Source organism: Bradyrhizobium sp. Leo170 (assembly GCF_004296405.1).
Classification (GTDB): domain Bacteria; phylum Pseudomonadota; class Alphaproteobacteria; order Rhizobiales; family Xanthobacteraceae; genus Bradyrhizobium.
This window is the reverse complement of record NZ_PSRR01000089.1, coordinates 1-19275: the sequence shown is the minus strand read 5'-3', so window position 1 is coordinate 19275 and position 19275 is coordinate 1. Positions and strand designations below refer to the sequence as shown.

The following is a 19275-nucleotide window of genomic DNA, read 5'->3' as shown; positions in this document are numbered from 1 at the left end:
GGAGAGCTTGTTGAGGGCGATGCCCGCACCGCGCTGCCCGTACGCGACCCGTCGACCGGCAAAGTTATCGCGCACGTTCCGGTCGCTTCCGTCACGACGGTGGAAACAGGCCATCCAGTCCGCGCATGCGGCGTTCCGTGATCGTAGGTGGCGGGACAGGCGCCCGGTCGATCGCGAACGCCTATTGCTCCGCTTCGCCGATCTGCTTGAGCGCGAAGCGGATGCGCTCGCTCAGTTGGAGACGCTTGAGCAGGGAAAGTCGATCGGCATCTCCAGAAATGTCGAAGTCGGCGGAGCCATCGAATGGACGCGTTATGCCGCAGGTCTTGCCACCAAGATCACGGGCATGACGCTCGACGTCTCTTTAGCGGCCCCGGGCACACGCGCGACCGCCTTCACGCGCCGCGAGCCGATAGGGGTCGTCGCCGGCATCGTTCCTTGGAACTTCCCGCTTGCAATCGCGCTCTGGAAGGTCGTGCCGGCGCTGGCGGCGGGCTGCGCCATTGTGCTGAAGCCGTCTGAACTGACGCCGCTGACCGCGCTCAGGCTGGCGGAACTCGCCATTGAGGCTGGTATTCCCAAAGGCGTGTTCAATGTTGTAACCGGAGACGGCGCGACAGGACGCGCGCTCGTTTCCTCGCCACACGTCTCCAAGGTCAGCTTCACAGGATCGACCGAAACAGGCAAAATGATCGGCCGCGCCGCCATGGACAACATGACGCGGGTCTCGCTGGAGCTCGGCGGTAAGAACCCGGCAATCGTGCTTAAAGATGCGGATCCCGAGGCCACGATCCGGGGCCTCATGATGGGCGCGTTCTTCAACCAGGGCCAGGTCTGCGCCGCCGCCTCGCGTGTTTATGTTGAGCGCACCCTGTTCGACACCATCGCTGCCGGGATGGAAAGCGCGGTCAAGGGCCTTGTGGTCGGCCCCGGTCTCGATCCGGACGCGCAGATCAACCCGTTGGTCTCGGCTGGGCATCTCGGGAAGGTTATGTCCTATCTCGATGACGCAGCGACGGGAGGCCTAGAATTGCTGCAGGGCGCAGACGGCCCCGATCCCTCGGGCTACTATGCTCGGCCCACCTTGATTCTCAATCCCGACAACAGGGCGAAGCTCGTTCGAGAGGAGGTGTTCGGGCCCGTCCTCACGCTCACCCGCGTCGAGAACGCCGAAGACGCCGTGAAGGCTGCGAACGACAGCGTAATGGGCTTGGCAGCAAGTCTCTGGACTCGCGATCTTGGTGCCACCTTCGACCTGATCCCGCAGATCGATGCGGGTACCGTTTGGGTCAACAGCCATGTGCCGATTGATCCCAACCTCCCGTTCGGCGGCTTCAAGCAATCCGGCATAGGCCGCGATTTCGGACCGCGCTGGCTGGACGCCTACACCGAAGAGAAGGCCGTCTGCATCACCTATTGATGCCGCCGTCGGGTTCAGGGGAACATCATGAACGCCGCCCCAACTCCCCTGTCTAATTCGACCGCCCTCTCGCTCACCGGCGGCGGAGCGATCATCGAAGGCCTGATCGCGCGCGGTGTGAACACTGTCTTCGCGTTGGCCAGCGCTCAGATATACGGATTGACAGATGCTTTGGCACGGAATCAAAATCGGATACGTACGATCGGTGCCCGCCATGAACAGACGTCGGGCTATATGGCCTTTGGTTATGCGCGTGCGAGCGTACGGCCGGGTGTCTTCGCTGTGGTGCTCGGTCCCGGCATCCTGAATGCGTCTGCCGCTCTGCTCACCGCCTAAGGCTGCAACGCGCCAGTGCTAGCTTCGACCGGATTCGGCCGGGCGGGGGCCATCGTCCGCGCCTATATTGGCACGTTCGCTCTTAAGTATGGTGCGACTATGTTCTTCGCCGTCATCGCCGCGTGCGTCGCCATTACGTTCGTCGCGGTGGCGATTGTCGACATGCATCAGCTCGCGCTGAGGGCTGAACCGTCGCGCTCTCGCGTCTAAAGGAACTGCCCGGAAAGACAGCATCGATCGCGGGTGGCTCACCAAGGCGCCGGCGATCGAGGCGTATCTGGTGTGGTGGCACAACGGGCGTCGCTATGGAAGGTGCCAGAGCATGACATGAAAATAAGGTCCGCGCGCGAGTTGGACACGGAGCGTGACAAGTTTGGACATGCAGCCCGGGGATACTCCTCTCTACAACGTAGCTCGCGTCAGTTCTCGAAGTGGTGCTTAGCCATGTGATGAAATGGCGCACCCGACACGATTCGAATGTGTAGCCTTCGCCTTCGGAGCTAGAACTACAACGCTAAGCAGGCTTTTCAATCCAACGCTAGAGCCTCTGCCCCGAGCGGCTCTGATCGGGTGAGCCTTATCACGCCTAAGCCACAGCCCTCATTCATTCTAGAAACTAAACATGTTGAATAGACCTGAGTGGTAACGTTGAATAAGCCCGAGGGTAACAATGAGCGGCGGTCCGACTCGGCCCGCCGCTGGGGAGGATCATGATGACCAGCACCAGAACGAAGCTTCGGCTATCCGTCGCCGGCTCCTTCAGCTATCTCAACCCGGCCGATCCGAGCAAGATCCGCACCAGCGTCTACGATCGGCGTCGCACGTTCAACGCGTGGAATCCCTCGATCAGCATCAACTATAAGCCGCGCCGCAAATTCTCGGCTTACGCAAGCTTCACCACCGGCACCAAGGCCGGCGGCTTCAACGACCAGGAGAAGACCGGAATCGCGCCCGAGAACGGCTTTGCGACCGCCTCGTTTGAATATGACAGCGAGAAGGCGCGCAACTTCGAGGTCTGCGCCAAGCTGTCGCTCGGCCACGCGCGCTTCAACGTCGCCGCCTTCCACGCCAAGTACAAGAACCTGCAGGCGTCGCAGGCGCAGCAGAACGGCAGCATCCGGACCACCAACGCCGCCTCAGCGACAGCCAAGGGCATCGAAGCGGATGCGAGCCTGCTGCTGGCGCCGGGACTGACGATCAGAGCGGCGACCTCGCCTACATACACGCCCGCTGTAACGATTATCCGGGATCGGGCTGCACATCATCACGCTCGCCTAGTCGACCTGCAGCCCCGCGACTCAGAACGCGCGCGGTGGCCGGCTCGATGCGGTGCCGGACTTCACCGCCAGCGCCAACATCGCCTACGGCTTCCCGATCAGCGAGCGCCTCGAGTTGCGTACCCGCGGCCGCGCTTATTACAACGATGGCGCGCAATACCAGTCGAGCCAAGATCCGCTCGACCGCGAGCCAAGCTATTGGCTCCTCGATGCCTCTATCGTGGCTGGTCGATCGCGCTGTCGGGCAAGAACCTGGCCGACAAGGCGATCCGCGGATTTAGCGGGCTGGCGGCCACGCCACTGTTCGGCACCAGTCATACACTTTGCCTGGGACTATCTATCTCGACCTACGCTACGAATTCTGAATGTCTACAGCAATCGCATTGATTACAAGCGATCGCAGCGGGTTAACGTCTTTTTGGAGTGAAGCCATGAATTTGTCCGACTTCCAGTCATACCTGAAGGCCTTCAACGCCCGAGACTACGACAAGTTAGCTGATTATTGGGCGGATAGTTTTTCGGTTCAGTTCGAAGGCACAGAGCTATTCAATTGTCGCGAGACGGTGAAGTCCTTCTATGGCTTCCTGCACTCCTACATCAACGAGACGATCATCCCGGATCGCATCCTGATCGACGAGCGCAGCCTGTTTATGGAAGCTCGGGTGCGGATTGAAGCGAAGCGGGATTTGACCCCGGAAACCATCGCGGCGTCGGACTTCCCGAGCTTGAAGCCGATCAAGCAAGGAATGACGATCGATCTGCCCCAGTTCATTCACTATCATCTGGAAGACGGCAAGTTCGTCTTGGCGAATTGCATCATGAGCGGTGAGCCGAAGCTGCTCGCCTGATCCAACCAAGAGGGACGATGTTGTCATGACTTTCGCCATCATTGCTGCACTTCGAAATCAGACGCCCGGTTATCCGACCGGTTGGGGCGGACCTGAATATACGTCGTGGCAGGACGAGCAATTGTCGTGGAAAACGACCTGCTACCTGGGCGACTGGTCTTTCCTGATGGACCTCGAGGTGCGCGGGCCCGACGCACTCAAGCATTTCCGCGAGCACACCGTTAACAGCTACGAAGTGTTCGAGATCGGACGCGCCAAACATGTCGTCTATTGCAACGACGACGGCAATGTGATCGTCGAAGGCGTGCTGATGCGAATGGCGGAGGACGTGTTCCGCGTCCAATCGGGCCCGGCGGTGTTCAGCGACTTCCTGCTCAGCAAGGGCGGTTACAACGTCACCTCGCGCAAGCTCAACACCTTCCAGCTGCAGGTCTCCGGTCCCGCGGCGCTGGCGGTCTGCGAGGCGGCGGCAGGCGAGCCGCTTACCGACATCAAATTCATGCGCTTCCGCGAAATCCGCATCGCCGGGCGGGAGGTCTACGCCCTACGCCAGGGTATGGCAGGCGAAATCGGCTTCGAACTGCACGGCGACGAGGCTGACAAGCAAGCGGTGCAGGATGCGTTGCTCGCCGCCGGGGCGCCGCACGGCATCCGCCGCCTTGGCCGCCGCACTGCGATGATCAACCATTTGGAGGCGGCATTCCCAACCGGGCTGTGGCACTATACACCCGACATGTTCAGCGCGAACTGCGACGGCTTTTTCGAGTTCACGATGAACAGGTGGAGCGACTGCTTCACCACGCCGCCGTCGCTGCGCGGCAGCTTCGAAGGTGCCAGCATCAACGATTACATGATGAGCCCGTTCGATCTCGGTTGGGGCAAGAGTGTCAAGTTCGACCATGATTTCACTGGCCGCGTGGCGCTGGAGCGGGAAGTGGCGGAGGGACGCAGCAAGCAGCGCGTGACTCTGGAATTCGACAGCCGCGACGTGGTCGACATCTACGCCTCGCTGTTCCGCGGCGGCGAACCCTACGACTTCATGGATATCCCGCATCCGCAGCGGTGGGTGGTCTGGGCGGATCAGGTACTGGAGAGTGGCCGACCGGTCGGCATTTCATCAACGCCCGGCTACAGTCTTTATTTCCGCCGCGTGCTCGCAATTGCTTTCCTAAATCCGGAGGCTGCGACGCTTGGCAGTCAGGTCGAGGTAGTGTGGGGTACACCAGGGACTCCCCAGCGCACGATCCGCGCTACAGTCCACCCGGCCCCTTACAAGAAGGACAATCGGCGCGCAGATTTGGCGGCCGAACCGGCACTCGTACGCGCCTAGTGTCCTGAACCAGAAGTTCATGGCATTTTAGGCTTTGGCTGGCGCATTGTAAGCGCAGAAGCGTTCGATGGAGCTGAGAATGTCGTCGGCTGATCTGGTCCATCGGAATGGCCTTGGGTCGGCGTTCTGATGTTCGATGAAAGCCGTGATCTCGGCACGTAGCGCCGCCACACTGCGATAGATGCCGCGCCTGATTTTGCGCTCGGTGATGAGGGCAAAGAAACGTTCGACCTGATTGAGCCAGCATGAACTGGTGGGCGTCAGATGGACGTGCTAGCGCTCCAGCCAGTTGCGGATCAGCGGCGTCTTGTGGGTTGCGTAATTGTCCATGACGAGATGCACGTCCAGATCGTCTGGAACGGCGGCCTCGATCTCATTGAGAAACTTGCGGAACTCTGTGGCGCGATGGCGCCCGTAACACTTGCCGATGACCCGGCCAGTTGCGATGTCGAGGGCGGCAAATAGCGATGTCGTGCCATGGCGCTTGTAATCGTGACTGCGGCGTTCCGCCTGACCAGGCCGCATGGGGAACGTGGGTTGGCTGCGATCCAGTGCCTGGATCTGTGAGCTCTCGTCGACACACAACACGATGGCCCGCTCGGGCGGGGCCACGTAGAGACCGACGACGTCGCGAACCTTGGCGACGAAGTCGGGATCGGTTGAAAGCTTGAAGGTCTCCAACCGATGCGGCTGTAAGCCGAAGGCGCGCCATATCCGCTGTACCGTCGAGACCAACAGTCCACTGGCCCGCGCCATGCTGCACGAGCTCCAGTGGGTGGTGTTGGGCGGCTTCGTCTCAAGGGTGCGGACGATCACCGCCTCGATCCGGGCATCTTCGATCGTACGCGGCGTCCCTGATCGCGGCCCATCCCGAAGACCTTCAAGCCGATGTTCGGCGAAGCGCCGACGCCACTTGCCGACCGTATCGGGATCAATACCCAGGCGAGCCGCCACGATCTTGCCCTGCTCGCCATCAGCACAGGCCAGGATGATCCGGGCTCGTTGCGCCAAGCCCTGCGCCGTGCTTCGGCGCGAGGCCAGCGACGCCAACTCAGCGCGTTCAACCTCATTCAAGTCCAGCGGAGCAAAGCGTCGACCCATAACCATCCTCCTCAAACCATGAGGACAGTCTCCTATCTTCGAGTCGATTTGGAGTCCGCTGAACTTCAGATTCGAGACACTAGAGCTCCTGGCTGACCGGCAGCGCCGGCGGGTTGTCGGGTATTTCTCCCAGCCCAGTCTTCGGCTTCGAGTTCGATATCTTTGGACGTACGGCCGATTGTCTCGCGGTCGCAAGCCTGCTCGTCGTCTGCATCCTTCTGAAGCGTATGGTTCGACCCCCTTTGGACTACTACTGTGCCAGACCATCGAAAGCGATGCCGTCCGGTGTCGAGGCATTGGGCGCGGGAGCACTCGTGCAGAGCTCCTTGAATAGTTCCGGCTCCATGAGGTGCGTGCGAAAGCCGCTCAATACGGGTGCCTCCAGCGCGTCACGCCTGATGTTCGGGCGATGCGTATGGCGCCTTGGGCGCAGGATCGGCTCACTGACGGCGCGGCTCCGCAGCCTTGGCGCGCGACTTGGCATAATCGGCCGACATGGCCAGCGCGGGATCGCGATCACGCAGCTCCTCTGCGACGATCGATTGAAGCCAACGCACGGCGGGTTCGTTGTCCATCCGGCGATGCCAGTGCTGTTTCAATTCAATGAGAGGTATGGAGACTGGCGGGGGCAGGAGCTTCAGGCCTGCGTCCGCGTACCAGGCCCCGAGTGAGAACGGGACGATGGAAATCATGTCGCTCGTTGCGATCAACCGCGGCACGCTCATGAAGTGCGGTAAGTGCAGAACCACGCGGCGCTGCAACTTGAGTTCTCGGACCCGCTTCTCAAAGATCTCCTGACTGCGGCCCTGCTGGTTGACGACGATGTGGTCTGCCGCAAGAAACTGTTCAAGCGACAAGGTATCGCCAATCGTCGGATGGTCCTTGCGGACGATGCAGGTGAACGGGTGATCGAAGAGGTCTTCGGTCACAATGTTTGGGCCGATGAGGTCTGGAAAATAGCCTATCGCAAGATCGATCCCGCCGCTTTCAAGCGCGTCCTCCAGATCCTCATGTGACGTCGGCACGCATCGCAGCCTGGCTCCCGGAGCCATTGTGCGGATGCGTTGGAGGATCGGCGGAATGAAGATCAGAACACCAATGTCCGAGGTCGTAACCGTGAAGACGCGGTCGCTCTCTTCCGGCAGGAAGCGCGGTTTGCGGAGTATCTGCTGATCGACGGTGGACAGCACCGTCCGGACGGCTTCGGCGATCGATTCTGCAAAAGGCGTCGGCCGCATGCCGCGGCCCGTCGACAGAAACATGGGATCGCCAAAGAAGTCCCGCAGCTTGCGCAGGCCCGCGCTGGCCATCGGCTGGCTCATTCCCAATTGACGGGATACCGCCGACAGGTTCTGAGCACGGAAGAGCCCGTCGAGCAGGAGAAGCAGGTTCAGGTCGAGCCGTCTGATATCCATAATGCTGATAGCTTGTATTGAATAATACCGGATTTTCAATGGCGGCATTCTGCGCAATGGTCCGTCCGCAACGTCCGCAGGGGCGACTTTGGGAGTGAAATCAGAGGCGTAGCCGCGTGGCCCCGCAGCCCTTTCGGGCATTCTCCATCGGTCCACCTCTCAGTCTTCAAACATCCGCTCACCCAAGCCGGTGTCGTCGGAACCGATCGCTCATGGCGGCAGGAGATCGAGCGTCTAGGCACAGGTCAAAGACTTCGTCAGAGACGGGTGCGGCGGGGTCGATTCGGAAGTCAGGTGCTTCAGTAGCCTGCCTAAGAACGGATGCGTAATCGATTCCTATTTCATTGTGCTCGGGAAACGCGCCAAATTGAAACAACCACGCATCTGCCATCGGATCGGAGTTGTCCCAAACAATCCGGTGGAATCCATGCTCACGCGCACCGGTCCAGTCCCGCCGCTTACTCCCAGTAAATGAGCGCGTTTTGAACATCGAGAAGATAGGATCGCCCTTGCCCAAACTGACGATCAACGAACAACTCGTGTTGCAAAAATGGGTTTATCAGATGCGGATATTCATCACGGAGGGCCTGCAATTCCGGCGCGCCACCAAGAGGGACGATGTGATCGGCCCGGAAAACATCAATCAGTCGCTTGGCATTTTCGGGGTGATCCGCAAATACAATCGGATTGTGCCGTCCTCCTCAAAGCGCATTGGTCAATTTGACAGCACGGCGGATCGCATCGCGATCTGTTGAGTGAACCGCCCATGCAATTCGCATCGGTCGACAGCAAACGTTGACCCTACAAGTTTCCATTCTGGACCCCCTAAACACGGCGTATGCGGGTGCCGTCGATTTTTTCAGCGTGTTGTCGTCGATAATGCTACAGGCATCACGCCGCTGTTTTGTCTTCCTTGTCCTCGCCCCGCATCACGATCTTAAGCGCATCGTCAGGCAACGGTCGCTGTAACGCCTTCGCTTCATCCCACGGTGCGCGCATCCAAACATTTCGCTCTTCATCAGTCGTCAGGATCACCGGCATGGCTTTGGGATGGATCGGCGTGACAACTGCATTCGGCGCTGTGGTGAGAAAGCCGTAGACCAGATGCGGTCCTGGTATCGGCTTCGATTTTGTGCCCCGGTCGCCTTTGAAGGTCCGACCGATCAGCTCGTTTGCCCTGGCTGACACTGCCTCTAGTGTGCCGGCTCCCGCGCCCTCGGCGGCTTGGCAGTAGGATCTCGTGGCATGAGGGCCGCTGGAGCGCCTGCGCGAGGCGCTGAAAGGCTTTCGAAACGCCCTGAGCTGTTTGGAGCCTGACGCCTGGTACGACTCAGCGGCCTTCTAAGTGGATGGTTCTATGGTACCGTATCCACCGCCGTCCAATGGGGCGCCTTCACGCCTGTATTGTGGAACAGGCGCATCGTCTCGCCGTCAGCAACTGCTATTGTCGTACCGGCAGGTAAAATCATCGAAAGCCCTCCGTTCACGATCCGCATAAACACCGGGCTATGACACTTGCATGCCAGCGCTCTGCGGCGCGTCTTCGATCAGCTCCTGGCGCGAAGCTCCCCAGAGCAGGGCAGTCCCAACGACGGCCGAAAGAATCGACGCGGCGAACACGGCGATCTTGGCGGCTGAGAAGTCGGTGGCGCTTGGAAACGCCTGCCCGGTGATGAAGAGCGAGATCGTGAAACCGATGCCAGCGAGAGCTCCTGCCCCGGCCAACTGCCGCCACGTGTACTCCGCCGGCTTGCGCCGACCAGAACGCCTCGGGTGTCTGGGCAAGCTCAGCGAGCTCGGCGGCCCGAAACGCAAGGCTGATGTCCGTGAGTGGCCTGTGCCGGAAGGCGTAGCAGACGCGGTCGCCGAGTTGGTCGCGTGCTTGCGCGATGGGCTCGTTGGCAGCCCTGCAGTGCGGACACGCGTAGCTGCCGTACTCGACGAGCGTCATCTCGGCATCGGTCGGGCCGAGCACGTGGTCCGTCTCGTGGTCGACCGGACGGTCGAGGCCGCCGGGCGGGATCATGAGCTCCATCGCTGAGACTCGGCGCGTGGTCGCGCAGCGTCGAGAAACTGACGGCTGAGCAACGCTGCTTGCGTGATCGCGTGCTGCATCTTGCTGACGATGGCCTTTCGGTATGCGGCGTCGCTCTGGCACTCGAGCAACCGCAGGCCGCTGCCGATCACAGCGAGAAGGTTGTTGATGTCGTGGACCACGAACTGCGCCACGTCCCCGATCGCCCCCGCCCCCTCCGGCCCGCGGGAGGAGAACACGCCGCGCGTGTCGGACCATGGGGCGGTCCGGCACAGGATCCCGGAGATCTCGCCGCGACGCCCGACGAGCGGAATCTCCACGCACCTCGACGCGATGAGGCCGCTGCCGTCATCGCAGACGCTCCGCACCTTCGCACCGAATGCGCGCTGTACTCCAAGCGCGACGCCGCTGTCCGCGAGCACGACGACATCCTCCGGCGGAGGGCTCTCGACCACGCCCGGGAAGGTAACGTGGGGTGTCTCTTTGATCCGCATGTCGGACCTCCTGGCTTGCGATCGTTCAACGGAACGCCGACTTCGGCCCGTACACGAGGGGGGGCGACTGCAGCTCGAAGATTGAGTCTATGACGGTCTAAAGGAAAATCACCTCTCGCCATGGAGTCGATAGCCGACCGTTATCGGGAATGGCTGAGAGACGCTTGGCACCGCTGCGGAGGGAGTGCGGCGCTTCGGTCTGCGAGCACTCGCCCGAGCGGAACTCTCGGCGACCGCGAAGAGATGTTCACGTGCCTACGGCCATCATAACGCGCGGCTATCGACTTCATGGCGTGACGTCATTTCCCATTCGCCGAGCGGAATTCCATGCTTCGCCGGTACCTTGCTCATCTGGCGCACAGCAGCTTAGCGTGTTGTGCGGGACTAAGCTCCTTTCACCCGCCGACGGAGGAAATCCGCTATGGTCACTCGCGGTTTCACAGGCCGCCAATCCGGATCAGAACTATCGGACCGGATTCCCCCGGGACAGCACCTCGTCGACAATTTCCCGGTGCTTACGGCCGGCCCCACGCCGCGAATCGAGCCCGCGGACCGGACTTTCACGCTCAAGGTCGGACCTCGTCCGGTCAAAGCGTGGAGCTGGTCGGAGTTCAACGCGCTCCCACGAACCAAGATGACGCGAGACATCCACTGCGTGACCTCGTGGTCGAAGCTCAACACCGCCTGGGAGGGCGTAGCCGTCGACGACATCCTCGCCGACGCTGGCCTTACCGCACCCACTCCGTTTGCACTCGCACATTGCTACGATGGATACTCCACCAACGTGCCGCTCGCCGACCTCGCAATGGGGAAGGCGATGGTCGCGCTCAAGTACGAAGGCCAGCCGCTGCCGCGCGACCATGGGGGGCCGGCGCGCCTGCTCGTTCCGCATCTCTACTTCTGGAAGTCGGCGAAGTGGGTGAACGGGCTTCAGTTCACGGAGCGCGACGAGGCCGGCTTCTGGGAGCTGCGCGGGTACCACATGTACGGCGATCCGTGGAAAGAGCAGCGATACACGAATGACTGAAGCGATTGCCGCAACCGCGCGATGGCAGAGCTGTGCGATTGTCGAGGTCGCGACGAGAACGTCGGCTATCAAGAGCTTCTTTCTCCGCCTCTCCGAACCGTTCGACTATACGGCCGGACAGCACGTCGACGTGCGGCTGACTGCGCCCAACGGCTACACTGCCATGCGCAGCTACTCGATCGCCTCGGCCCCGAGCGATTCCAAGGTGATCGAGCTGGCGATCGAGCGCCTCCCGGACGGTGAGGTCTCCCCGTTCTTCCACGACGTCGCCCAAGTAGGCGACACGATCGAGCTTCGCGGGCCGCTTGGCGGACACTTTCTCTGGCCGGGGCCTTCCAACAAACCAGTGCTCTTGATCGGCGCCGGCTCCGGCGTCGTGCCGCTCATGGCGATGATCCGGTATCGGAAAGCCAGCGGAGAGCCAGTGCCTGTCGCGCTGTTGCTCTCCTCCAGGACCTGGGGTGACGTGCTGTTCAGGGACGAGCTCCTCGAGCTGGAGAGGTCGCTTCCCGACTTCGTGCTCGCCTTGGCTCTGACACGCGAGCCGGCGATGCGCCGCACCGACTTCAGCAGGCGGATCGACGGCAGGATGGTCGCTAGCGTCGCGGGGCGGCTGCCTGTGTCCCCCGGCTGCGCCTTCGTGTGCGGGTCGAACGCCTTCGTCGACATCGCGGCGGACGCCGCGCTCGCTTTGGGACTGGAAGCCGGGGCGATCAAGACCGAGCGCTACGGCGCTTGAGAGACGATCCCTCTCGCTTCGCGAGAGGATAATTTTCGCAAACGCCAGATTATCCGTGCGGCCTGCGGCGATCACGGTCGCGCTGAATGCAAGGATACGCAACAGTGAACGAAACGGGAGCCACGCGGATGCTGTCCAAGACGATCGATCGATGGCTCGAAGGTCTTCTGCTGCGAAGGCGGCGCGCATGGCTGGGGCACTCCGACATCGAGACCGACTTCGCTGCAGCACTCTAGAAGCGGGATACGACCATGTTTTCAGTGATTTTCGAAGTCCTCCCCGATAAAGAGAACTGGGATGACTACCTCGACAACGCCAAGATGCTGCGCCCCGAGCTGGAGCAGGTCGAAGGCTTCGTCGGCAACATCCGCTACAAGAGCCTGACCCGCGAGGGCTGGATCCTTTCGCTTTCGAACTGGCGGGACGAGAAGTCGCTTGTCCGCTGGCGCACCCGCATGCGCCACCATGAGGTCCAGCAGAAGGGCCGCGACGAAATCCTCGCGGACTACCATCTCCGCGTAGGCGAGATCACTGCCGACAATCAGGTGCCCGCTGGGTACGCCCTCACGGGGCAGCGGCTCGATGAGACCGAAGTCGGGGAGGGAACGACGGTCATGCTGATCAACGCGACGCGCCCCGCGGAGTGGAAGCAGACCAACAACCCGTACGAGTGCGCCGAGTGGCTCGGACTGAACCCTTGGGCCGCCGACTGCACGTCTTGGGACATCTTCGACGCCGTGCTCACGCCCGGCGACCTGATTCTGCTCATATCCTGGAAGGACGCCGCTGCGGCGCAGGCCTACGAAGATGCTTCCGCGCCGCTCGACAAGGCGAGGGTCCGGAGAGTGCGGATTGTGCGCGACTACGGGAAATACGACCGTCGCGAGGCGCCTCAATACTACGCAGATGCCAAGGGCGGCGAGACCCTCCACGCCTGACACCGCTCCGTCCGGAAGAGCCAGCCAAATCGTGGTCCCCGCCAGTGGATGGCGCCAACCCGCCTAGCGTAGGTTCTCAGGATCATGGCTCGCCCAGACGTGTTGGCGGTTGACGAATTGTCGTTGGGGCTTGCTCCGCTTGTTGTCCAACGATTGATCTCAGCGCTGACGATCGTGTTTCGGCATCGCGCACACCCGGCGCGGCGGCCCGTCTGGTTCTCGCCCACCTCACAGTGCACTGGCCCGGCTCTCAGAAGTTCCGGAAAGCGTGTCCGTGCGTCCAAATCAATCGACCGAGCCGTTCCAACGTGTGCCCACAAGTAGCATCTACGCCCTCATGATTGCGACGTGCCCGTCACGTCGTCGAGTGCAAAGGCTCGTCAGTATCGACGGCCGCACCTTGACGGAGAACAACCCATGGAGCTTCATCAAGTTCGCTACTTCCTCGCCGTCGCGTCCACGCTCAACTTCACCCGCGCGGCCGAGCAGTGCAATGTCACGCAGCCCGCCCTGACCAAGGGGGTGCAGAAGCTCGAGCAGGAACTCGGCGGACAGTTGATCTACCGCGAACGCCAGCTGACGCAGCTCACCGATCTTGGAAAGGAAGTCCTTCCGATGCTGGAGCGCACACTGGCCTCGGCAGAGGCGGTGCGTCGCCGAGCCCAGGAGTTCCAACGCAAGGACGTCGCGCCACTGAAAATCGGCCTCGCCCCATCCATCTCGGCGTCGCTCGTCCTCGATCCGATCGCAGAGATCGCAAAGTTTGTCCCTGGACTTCACGTCGAGCTGCGCGAGGGCGCGGCGGAGAAGCTCGTCGACCTCTTGCTCGAGGGGGAGATCGGCGCCGCAATGGTCGGGGACGTGCAGGACATACCTGCTCGCATCGACGACTGGTCGCTGTTCGAGGAGCACTACGTCGCGGTTCTCGCGCGGACACACCAGCTCGCAAACCGTCCCTCGATCGGCATCGACGACCTCCGTGAGACCATCTTGCTGGAACGCGCCGACTGCGACGTCGCCCCGAAGATCCTGCAATCGTATTTCCCCGAGAAACCGCCCCAACGCGGTCACTGCAGCGGTCACGACTTGCACCTGCAGCACATGGCCGCCGCTGGCTTCGGCGTGATACTCGCGCCCGAGCACATGCCGCGCCTTCCGACGCTCAAGACCATTCCGCTCGAAGGCTGCCCGGTTTCGCGCGAGGTGCGGCTGCTGGCTGTGCAAGGGCGTCGCTACTCGCCGGCGCTGGACGCTTTCGTCAAGGTCGCGCGGCTTCGCGACTGGTCGGTCGAAGTCCCCGACCGGGGCGTGCCGCACGCAGCGGTCCCGGAAGTGGCGAGGGCGCCCGCATGACCAGGACACGCACGCCGGCGGCCAGCCGTTTCCAGCCAATCGATCCTCAGCCTGATAACTCCCCGCCGATGCCAAACCAGACCGACAAGACACTCGCCCGGGTTCGCACCGAGCTGTTCACGACGTTCAGCGCCGCGGACTGGGAGTCATACAACCACCTCGTGGGCTGGCTCCGCGATACAGACGTGGCATCGCACGCGTTGAAGGTCGGAGACGACGCGCCCGACTTCCTCCTGCCGGATGCCGACGGCCGTCTCCACTCCTCGGAACAGCTGCGCCGCAACGGACCACTCGTCCTGAGCTTCTTCCGAGGCGGCTGGTGTCCGTTCTGCAGCGCTGAGCTCTGCGCCCTCCAGGCCGCGAAGGATGAGTTCGAGAGCGTCGGCGCGACCCTCGCAGTCGTGACACCCGAGACGAGGGACTTCCCGCGGCAGCTCAAGCGAGGCCTGGGCTTGGACCTGAAGGTGCTCTCCGACGTCGACTACGGCGTTGCCATGTCGTATGGCGTGCTGTTCCGCGTGCCCGACGAGACCAAAGCGCACTATTCCAGGCTAGGCTTCGACTTCGGCGCCCGGCACGGGTCACCGGTGTGGATGTTGCCCATTCCCGCGACCTACGTGATCGACGCAGAAGGCCGGATCCGCAGCGCGTTCGTCGAGCCCGACTTCACGATACGGGAGGAGCCCGCGCAAATCTTGGTCTCGCTGCGCCAGGCCGCTTCCACGTCCTACTGAGGAAGGCAGAAGGTGGAGAGCGACATCCGGGACAATCCGGCGATGAGCCGGTTTGAAATGCCCCTCTACGACAGCGCGCGCTCGCAGTCGCCCACTACAAGGTCGAAGACGGTCGCGTCGTCCTGCTCCACACGGAGGTGCCACAAGAGCTATCCGGCCTAGGGTATGGATCGAGGCTGGCGCATGGCGTTTTCGAAGCGTTGCGACGCGACGGGAGAAGAGTGATCGCGAAGTGCCCCCTTCATGTCCTCCTACGCCGCCCGGCACCCGGAGTACGCCGCACTCCTCGACGGCTGATCGCCGACAGACGGGACGCCGGCGCGCACGGCGCTTTTGGACGACGATACCTCACGCCTATCGAATGCATGTCCAAAGGGAATTTCCGATTTCGTCGGCTGTATCCGATCCTCTGGTCCGCTGGACCGGCCGAGCACGCGCGGCCGGCCCGACATTGATTGAAGCCATTGCGCCGAGCCGCCGTGCCGCGCGCGGGCAGCAGGAAACCCCTATGAAATTATCGAGGACTGTCGGACTAGCCGTCGCCGTCTCGCTGGTCGCCGGCACCGTGGCGGCGCTCGCTCAGATCAGCGGAGCGGCTCCGGCCGACCCGACCGCGAACGTGGTGGACGCCGCCGGGCACCTGCGCGTACCGGCAGACTATCGAACCCTCTACCAAGCGCTCGGGAACTGGGCAATTGCCGCCGACAGCGGCCAAGGCTCGAAGGAAATGCACGCCGTCTACGCATCTGCGGGGGCAATCGACGCCTACCGGAAGACAGGGCACTTCCCGGACGGCGCCGTTCTGGTGAAAGAGGTCCTCGAGACCTCGACGAACGAGATAACCACCGGCACGGTGAGCCACGCCGACAAGCTCAAGGGTTGGTTCGTCATGGTGAGAGACAGTAAGGGAACGCACCCCGGCAACCCGTTGTGGGGCGACGGGTGGGGATGGGTCGTGGTTCGACGCGGACAAGCCGCTCAAGACCACCTCGACGGACTACCATTCCGATTGCCAGGGGTGCCACGTGCCGGCCCAGGCCACGGACTGGATTTATGTGAATGGATATCCCGTCCTGCGTCACTAGGCGACCGTATGCGTGGGCGCTCTTCTCTTGCCGCAGTTTCGCGGAGGTAATGTCGAATCCCGCAAGCTGGTGCGGCAATCTGGAAGATTGAAGAGCCTGTTGTGACCATTCGTTTCGGCTATCGGCCTTGCGGGTCCGATCGACGTTCAGAGTACAAACGAGCGCATGGAGTTCGACGTGTCCTTCTCGGTCTATGACATCACGGTCCCTGTCATGGTGCACGGACTGAACGTGATGGACGACTATCTCGACCACGCCCAAGCGCTCGAGCGGACCAGGGGGATTGAGCCTGGGACGATCCTTGGCGAGCGGCTCGCGACCGACATGCTGACTTTCGGAGAACAGTTTTCCGTGAGCTGCAACAAGGTCTACGCACACATGGCGAAGCTGATGCAGCGCGACGCGCCAGCACCCCACAACACCCCCATGATGTACCCTGCATTGAAGGGCCGGCTCCTCGAGACGCGCGACTTCTTGCAAAACGTGCGGCCGGACGAGATTGCCGGCGCGCGGTCCCACACATACGAGCTGACGCCGCCTATCGTGCGCGGGTGGTTCGGCGGCGACGATTACATCCGGCACCTGGTGCTGCCCAACTTCTTCTTCCACATCTCGATTGCGCACGCGATTCTTCGGCACCTCGGAGCGAAGATCGGGAAGCGCGACTACCTCGGCAACCTCAGCCAGCAGAGCGGCGGTGACTACTCGTGAGAGGCGGGCGCGGTGCGCGGCACGGGCCCCGCCCAAAGTTCGCGCCGGAGATTGCATCCTGATGGGCGGCGTCGAATGTTTAGCGGCGTCGAAGCGCCGCTGGGTAATGCTCTGCATCTTGCTTGGACTTGGTCTAAGTTCCCTCGGAAGCGCGATCGTGAATATTGCCTTGCCGAATATCTCGCGTTCGTTCGCAAGTAGTGACGCGGCGACCGTTTGGATCGTGAATGCCTATCAGCTTTCGGCAACGGTCTGCTTGTTGCCCGTTGCAAGTCTGGCCGAATCACTCGGTCTGAAGCGTGTTTATGCCGCCGGCCTAGCTATTTTTGTTCTCGCGTCGTTGGGTTGCGCCTTCGCTCCAACATTGCCGATGCTGGTGAGTGCGCGCTTGATTCAGGGTGCTGGAGCGGCCGGCGTTGCTGTGGCCGGCGTTGCATTTGTACGCGTGATTTATCCGCACCGCATGGTCAGCAAGGGCCTCGCGTTGGTCGCATTAGCAGTGGCGATACCTGGAGCATTGGGTCCTACCATCGCGGCGACAATACTTGCCGTGGCAAAATGGCCCTGGTTGTTTCTGGTGAATGTGCCATTCGGCCTCGCGGTACCGCTATTCATTGCCGCTGCTCCATCAGACGTTCGGGTTGCTCGCCCTTTCGATCTGACCGGGACCGCTCTCAATGCGTTAGCGTTCGGACTTTTCGTCGTCGGTGCCGGCACGCTGGGTATTGGCGATGGGCGTATTGCGATGGGAGAGATCGTTGCAGGTCTTGTCTGTTTTAGCCTCTTCGTTCGACAACAGCGCCAGCACCCTGTGCCAACGTTACCATTCGATCTTTTCCGTATACCTCTGTTTACCCTATCGGTGTGGACATCTGTCTGCTCCTATGCAGCACAAATTCTAGCTTACGTCTCCTTGCCGTTCTTATTTGAGACGGGGATGCATCTTTCGGCCGTGGAGACAGGTTTTCTCTTGACGCCCTGGCCGTTCATGACTGCCGTCACGGCCCCAATCGCCGGTCGCTTGACAATCCGCTATCCTGCCTCGGTGATTTGCAGCATTGGTTTGGCGTTGTTGGCGGCCGGTTTGGTTCTGATGGTCTTCTTGCCGACAACTCCGGCGAAGTGGGATGTCGTATGGCGGCTGGCCCTTTGCGGTATCGGCTTTGGCCTTTTCCAGACCCCGAACAACACTGCGATGATGACGGCTGGACCCATAGGGCGTAGCGGGGCTGCGAGTGGGATGAATGCCGCGGCGCGCTACGTCGGATGGTCACTTGGTTCCGCCTTGGTCTCACTGATCTTGGGCCTGGGCGGAGATCATGGCGCGGTCTTTTGTTTGGTCGCCGGAATGGCCTTCGCTCTGATGGGAGCCGCTACCAGCAGCGCTCGTCGGTTCAGATTCTAAGTCCCTCCCGAGCCGCCCGCTTTCGCCGCGGCCGGCGTCGGGGTTATTGCAGCTGTAAAGGCGCCGCCGATCGAGGCCGCAGCGGCTACGGCAAGACCGACTTCGTGGCCGGACGCGAAAGACGCGACGCCGGCGGCCAGTGCTACCCCGGCAAGCTGTGCAATCCGGCTCGCCGCATTGTTGATGCCGGAGGCGAGCCCTTCGTCGGTCTGATCCACACTCGACATGACCGACGCAGTGAGCGGCGCCACGAGCACAGCGAAGGACAGGCCCAGCAGGGTCATGGGTCCGAGCACGCCGAGCATCAGGGATTCGTCCCGGCCGAGCGCCATCAAGATATACGCGAGTGCCGCACCTGCCGGACCCGCGACGAGCATGGCCCGTGCGCCAATCTTGTCCGCCAACCCGCCGAAGAAATTCGACAAGAGTCCCACGCCGAGCGTGAAGGGCAGGAATGCCAGCCCGGCATCGGTCGACGACAGGGCGCGGCGATCGACGAGGTCAAAGGGTAGCAGAAAGAACATGATCGAAACCCCCGCATAGACCATCAGGGTGGCGACGTTCAGCCCGAGGAAGGCGCGGTTCTCCACCAGGCGAGGTGGCGTCATCGGGTGTTCGCTTCTGAGCTCCCAGAACGCGTAGACGGCGAGCCCGACAATGCCAAGCCCGGCGACGATTGTGAGCACCGTGCCCGGCGGGGCTGGAGTGTCCGCAGCGGCCTGAGCTTCACTAGGGCCGATTTGGCTGAGCGCCCAGGTGAGCGCTCCGATCGCCGAAGCGAGGATCGCGGCGCCAATCACGTCGAACCTGCGCTGGATGCGGCCATCTTTCGGCGCGAAGACCAGCAGGACTCCCACTGCGACGAGCGCGAGCGGCGGGTTGATCCAGAACACGGATGGCCAGCCAAACGTCTCGGTCAGCCAGCCGCCCAGGACAGGACCTCCGGCGGTGGTGAGAGCCGATGCCGCGGCCCATACGCCGATCGCCCGGTTTCGCTCCGCGCGCGGATAGGTGGCCCCGATCAGGG

At 62.1% G+C, this 19275-nt stretch carries 19 protein-coding genes and 4 pseudogenes; 16 read left to right on the top strand and 7 right to left on the bottom strand.

The genetic code is table 11. The features are described 5' to 3' along the window. Window positions 1–19: 19 nt before the first annotated feature. From CWO89_RS17240 to CWO89_RS17220, 5 genes and pseudogenes are all read left to right on the top strand, one after another. Window positions 20–1420, top strand: a complete 1401-nt coding sequence (locus tag CWO89_RS17240) for an aldehyde dehydrogenase family protein (RefSeq protein WP_283813539.1) — start codon at window positions 20–22, stop codon at window positions 1418–1420. A gap of 27 nt (window positions 1421–1447) precedes the next feature. Continuing rightward, a pseudogene (locus tag CWO89_RS17235) lies at window positions 1448–1753 on the top strand (thiamine pyrophosphate-binding protein); the annotation flags it as partial. 716 nt (window positions 1754–2469) lie between these two features. Then, complete coding sequence (locus tag CWO89_RS17230) at window positions 2470–3420, top strand: TonB-dependent receptor domain-containing protein (protein ID WP_165421204.1); 951 nt, start codon at window positions 2470–2472, stop codon at window positions 3418–3420. Next, complete coding sequence (locus CWO89_RS17225) at window positions 3399–3881, top strand: nuclear transport factor 2 family protein (protein WP_165421203.1); 483 nt, start codon at window positions 3399–3401, stop codon at window positions 3879–3881. Before CWO89_RS17230 ends, CWO89_RS17225 begins: the two co-directional genes overlap by 22 nt. A 25-nt stretch (window positions 3882–3906) precedes the next feature. Continuing rightward, entirely contained in the window at window positions 3907–5211 is a 1305-nt protein-coding gene (locus tag CWO89_RS17220; RefSeq protein WP_130579963.1) for an aminomethyltransferase family protein, read from the top strand. Between the two features lie 27 nt (window positions 5212–5238). Here the strand turns inward: CWO89_RS17220 and CWO89_RS17215 are convergent. Together CWO89_RS17215 and CWO89_RS17205 are read right to left on the bottom strand one after the other, a co-directional pair. Continuing rightward, a pseudogene (locus tag CWO89_RS17215) lies at window positions 5239–6318 on the bottom strand (IS630 family transposase). Window positions 6319–6752: 434 nt separating this feature from the next. Next, entirely contained in the window at window positions 6753–7775 is a 1023-nt protein-coding gene (locus CWO89_RS17205) for a LysR family transcriptional regulator (protein WP_245476347.1), read from the bottom strand. Between the two features lie 434 nt (window positions 7776–8209). Here CWO89_RS17205 and CWO89_RS17200 point away from each other — a divergent pair, with 434 nt between their 5' ends. After that, window positions 8210–8482: a hypothetical protein gene (locus tag CWO89_RS17200; protein ID WP_130579961.1), complete on the top strand. Its 273-nt coding sequence runs from the start codon at window positions 8210–8212 to the stop codon at window positions 8480–8482. 136 nt (window positions 8483–8618) lie between these two features. On the opposite strand, the pseudogene CWO89_RS17195 reads toward CWO89_RS17200, so the two are convergent. The 4 genes and pseudogenes from CWO89_RS17195 to CWO89_RS17175 all read right to left on the bottom strand — a co-directional run. Then, a pseudogene (locus CWO89_RS17195) lies at window positions 8619–8882 on the bottom strand (SOS response-associated peptidase); the annotation flags it as partial. 351 nt (window positions 8883–9233) lie between these two features. Next, complete coding sequence (locus CWO89_RS17185; RefSeq protein ID WP_245476344.1) at window positions 9234–9452, bottom strand: Na+/H+ antiporter NhaA; 219 nt, start codon at window positions 9450–9452, stop codon at window positions 9234–9236. Between the two features lie 97 nt (window positions 9453–9549). Beyond that, window positions 9550–9678 (bottom strand): annotated as a pseudogene (locus CWO89_RS49555) (DsbA family protein); the annotation flags it as partial. Window positions 9679–9749: 71 nt separating this feature from the next. Continuing rightward, a complete protein-coding gene (locus CWO89_RS17175) occupies window positions 9750–10256 on the bottom strand; it encodes a HAMP domain-containing histidine kinase (RefSeq protein WP_130579960.1) in 507 nt (168 codons plus the stop codon). A gap of 421 nt (window positions 10257–10677) precedes the next feature. Between CWO89_RS17175 and CWO89_RS17170 the strand changes: the two genes are divergently transcribed. From CWO89_RS17170 to CWO89_RS17125, 10 genes are all read left to right on the top strand, one after another. Then, entirely contained in the window at window positions 10678–11283 is a 606-nt protein-coding gene (locus tag CWO89_RS17170; protein WP_130579959.1) for a sulfite oxidase-like oxidoreductase, read from the top strand. Continuing rightward, on the top strand, window positions 11276–12022 hold the full coding sequence (locus CWO89_RS17165) for a ferredoxin reductase (protein ID WP_130579958.1): 747 nt from the start codon (window positions 11276–11278) through the stop codon (window positions 12020–12022). Before CWO89_RS17170 ends, CWO89_RS17165 begins: the two co-directional genes overlap by 8 nt. A 104-nt stretch (window positions 12023–12126) precedes the next feature. Continuing rightward, a complete protein-coding gene (locus CWO89_RS48860; protein WP_282531195.1) occupies window positions 12127–12258 on the top strand; it encodes a hypothetical protein in 132 nt (43 codons plus the stop codon). A 15-nt stretch (window positions 12259–12273) separates the two neighbouring features. Next, the gene (locus tag CWO89_RS17160) at window positions 12274–12960 is read left to right on the top strand and encodes an antibiotic biosynthesis monooxygenase family protein (RefSeq protein WP_130579957.1); all 687 of its coding nucleotides are present in this window, start codon (window positions 12274–12276) and stop codon (window positions 12958–12960) included. Between the two features lie 348 nt (window positions 12961–13308). Beyond that, window positions 13309–14313, top strand: coding sequence for a LysR family transcriptional regulator (locus CWO89_RS17150; RefSeq protein ID WP_245476343.1), 1005 nt, complete (start codon window positions 13309–13311; stop codon window positions 14311–14313). Then, a complete protein-coding gene (locus CWO89_RS17145; RefSeq protein ID WP_130579956.1) occupies window positions 14310–15047 on the top strand; it encodes a peroxiredoxin-like family protein in 738 nt (245 codons plus the stop codon). Before CWO89_RS17150 ends, CWO89_RS17145 begins: the two co-directional genes overlap by 4 nt. Before the next feature lie 137 nt (window positions 15048–15184). Next, window positions 15185–15502 (top strand): GNAT family protein, encoded by a 318-nt coding sequence (locus CWO89_RS49550; protein ID WP_463701593.1) that lies wholly within the window; start codon window positions 15185–15187, stop codon window positions 15500–15502. 53 nt (window positions 15503–15555) lie between these two features. Then, window positions 15556–16182, top strand: a complete 627-nt coding sequence (locus CWO89_RS17135) for a cytochrome P460 family protein (protein WP_245476342.1) — start codon at window positions 15556–15558, stop codon at window positions 16180–16182. A 115-nt stretch (window positions 16183–16297) separates the two neighbouring features. Next, window positions 16298–16843, top strand: a complete 546-nt coding sequence (locus CWO89_RS17130; protein ID WP_130579955.1) for a DUF1993 domain-containing protein — start codon at window positions 16298–16300, stop codon at window positions 16841–16843. Window positions 16844–16904: 61 nt separating this feature from the next. Next, a complete protein-coding gene (locus CWO89_RS17125) occupies window positions 16905–18248 on the top strand; it encodes an MFS transporter (RefSeq protein WP_130579954.1) in 1344 nt (447 codons plus the stop codon). On the opposite strand, the gene CWO89_RS17120 is transcribed toward CWO89_RS17125, so the two are convergent. Continuing rightward, on the bottom strand, window positions 18245–19275 hold a 1031-nt coding region (locus CWO89_RS17120; protein ID WP_130579953.1), incomplete at its 5' end, for an MFS transporter. The genes CWO89_RS17125 and CWO89_RS17120 overlap by 4 nt on opposite strands.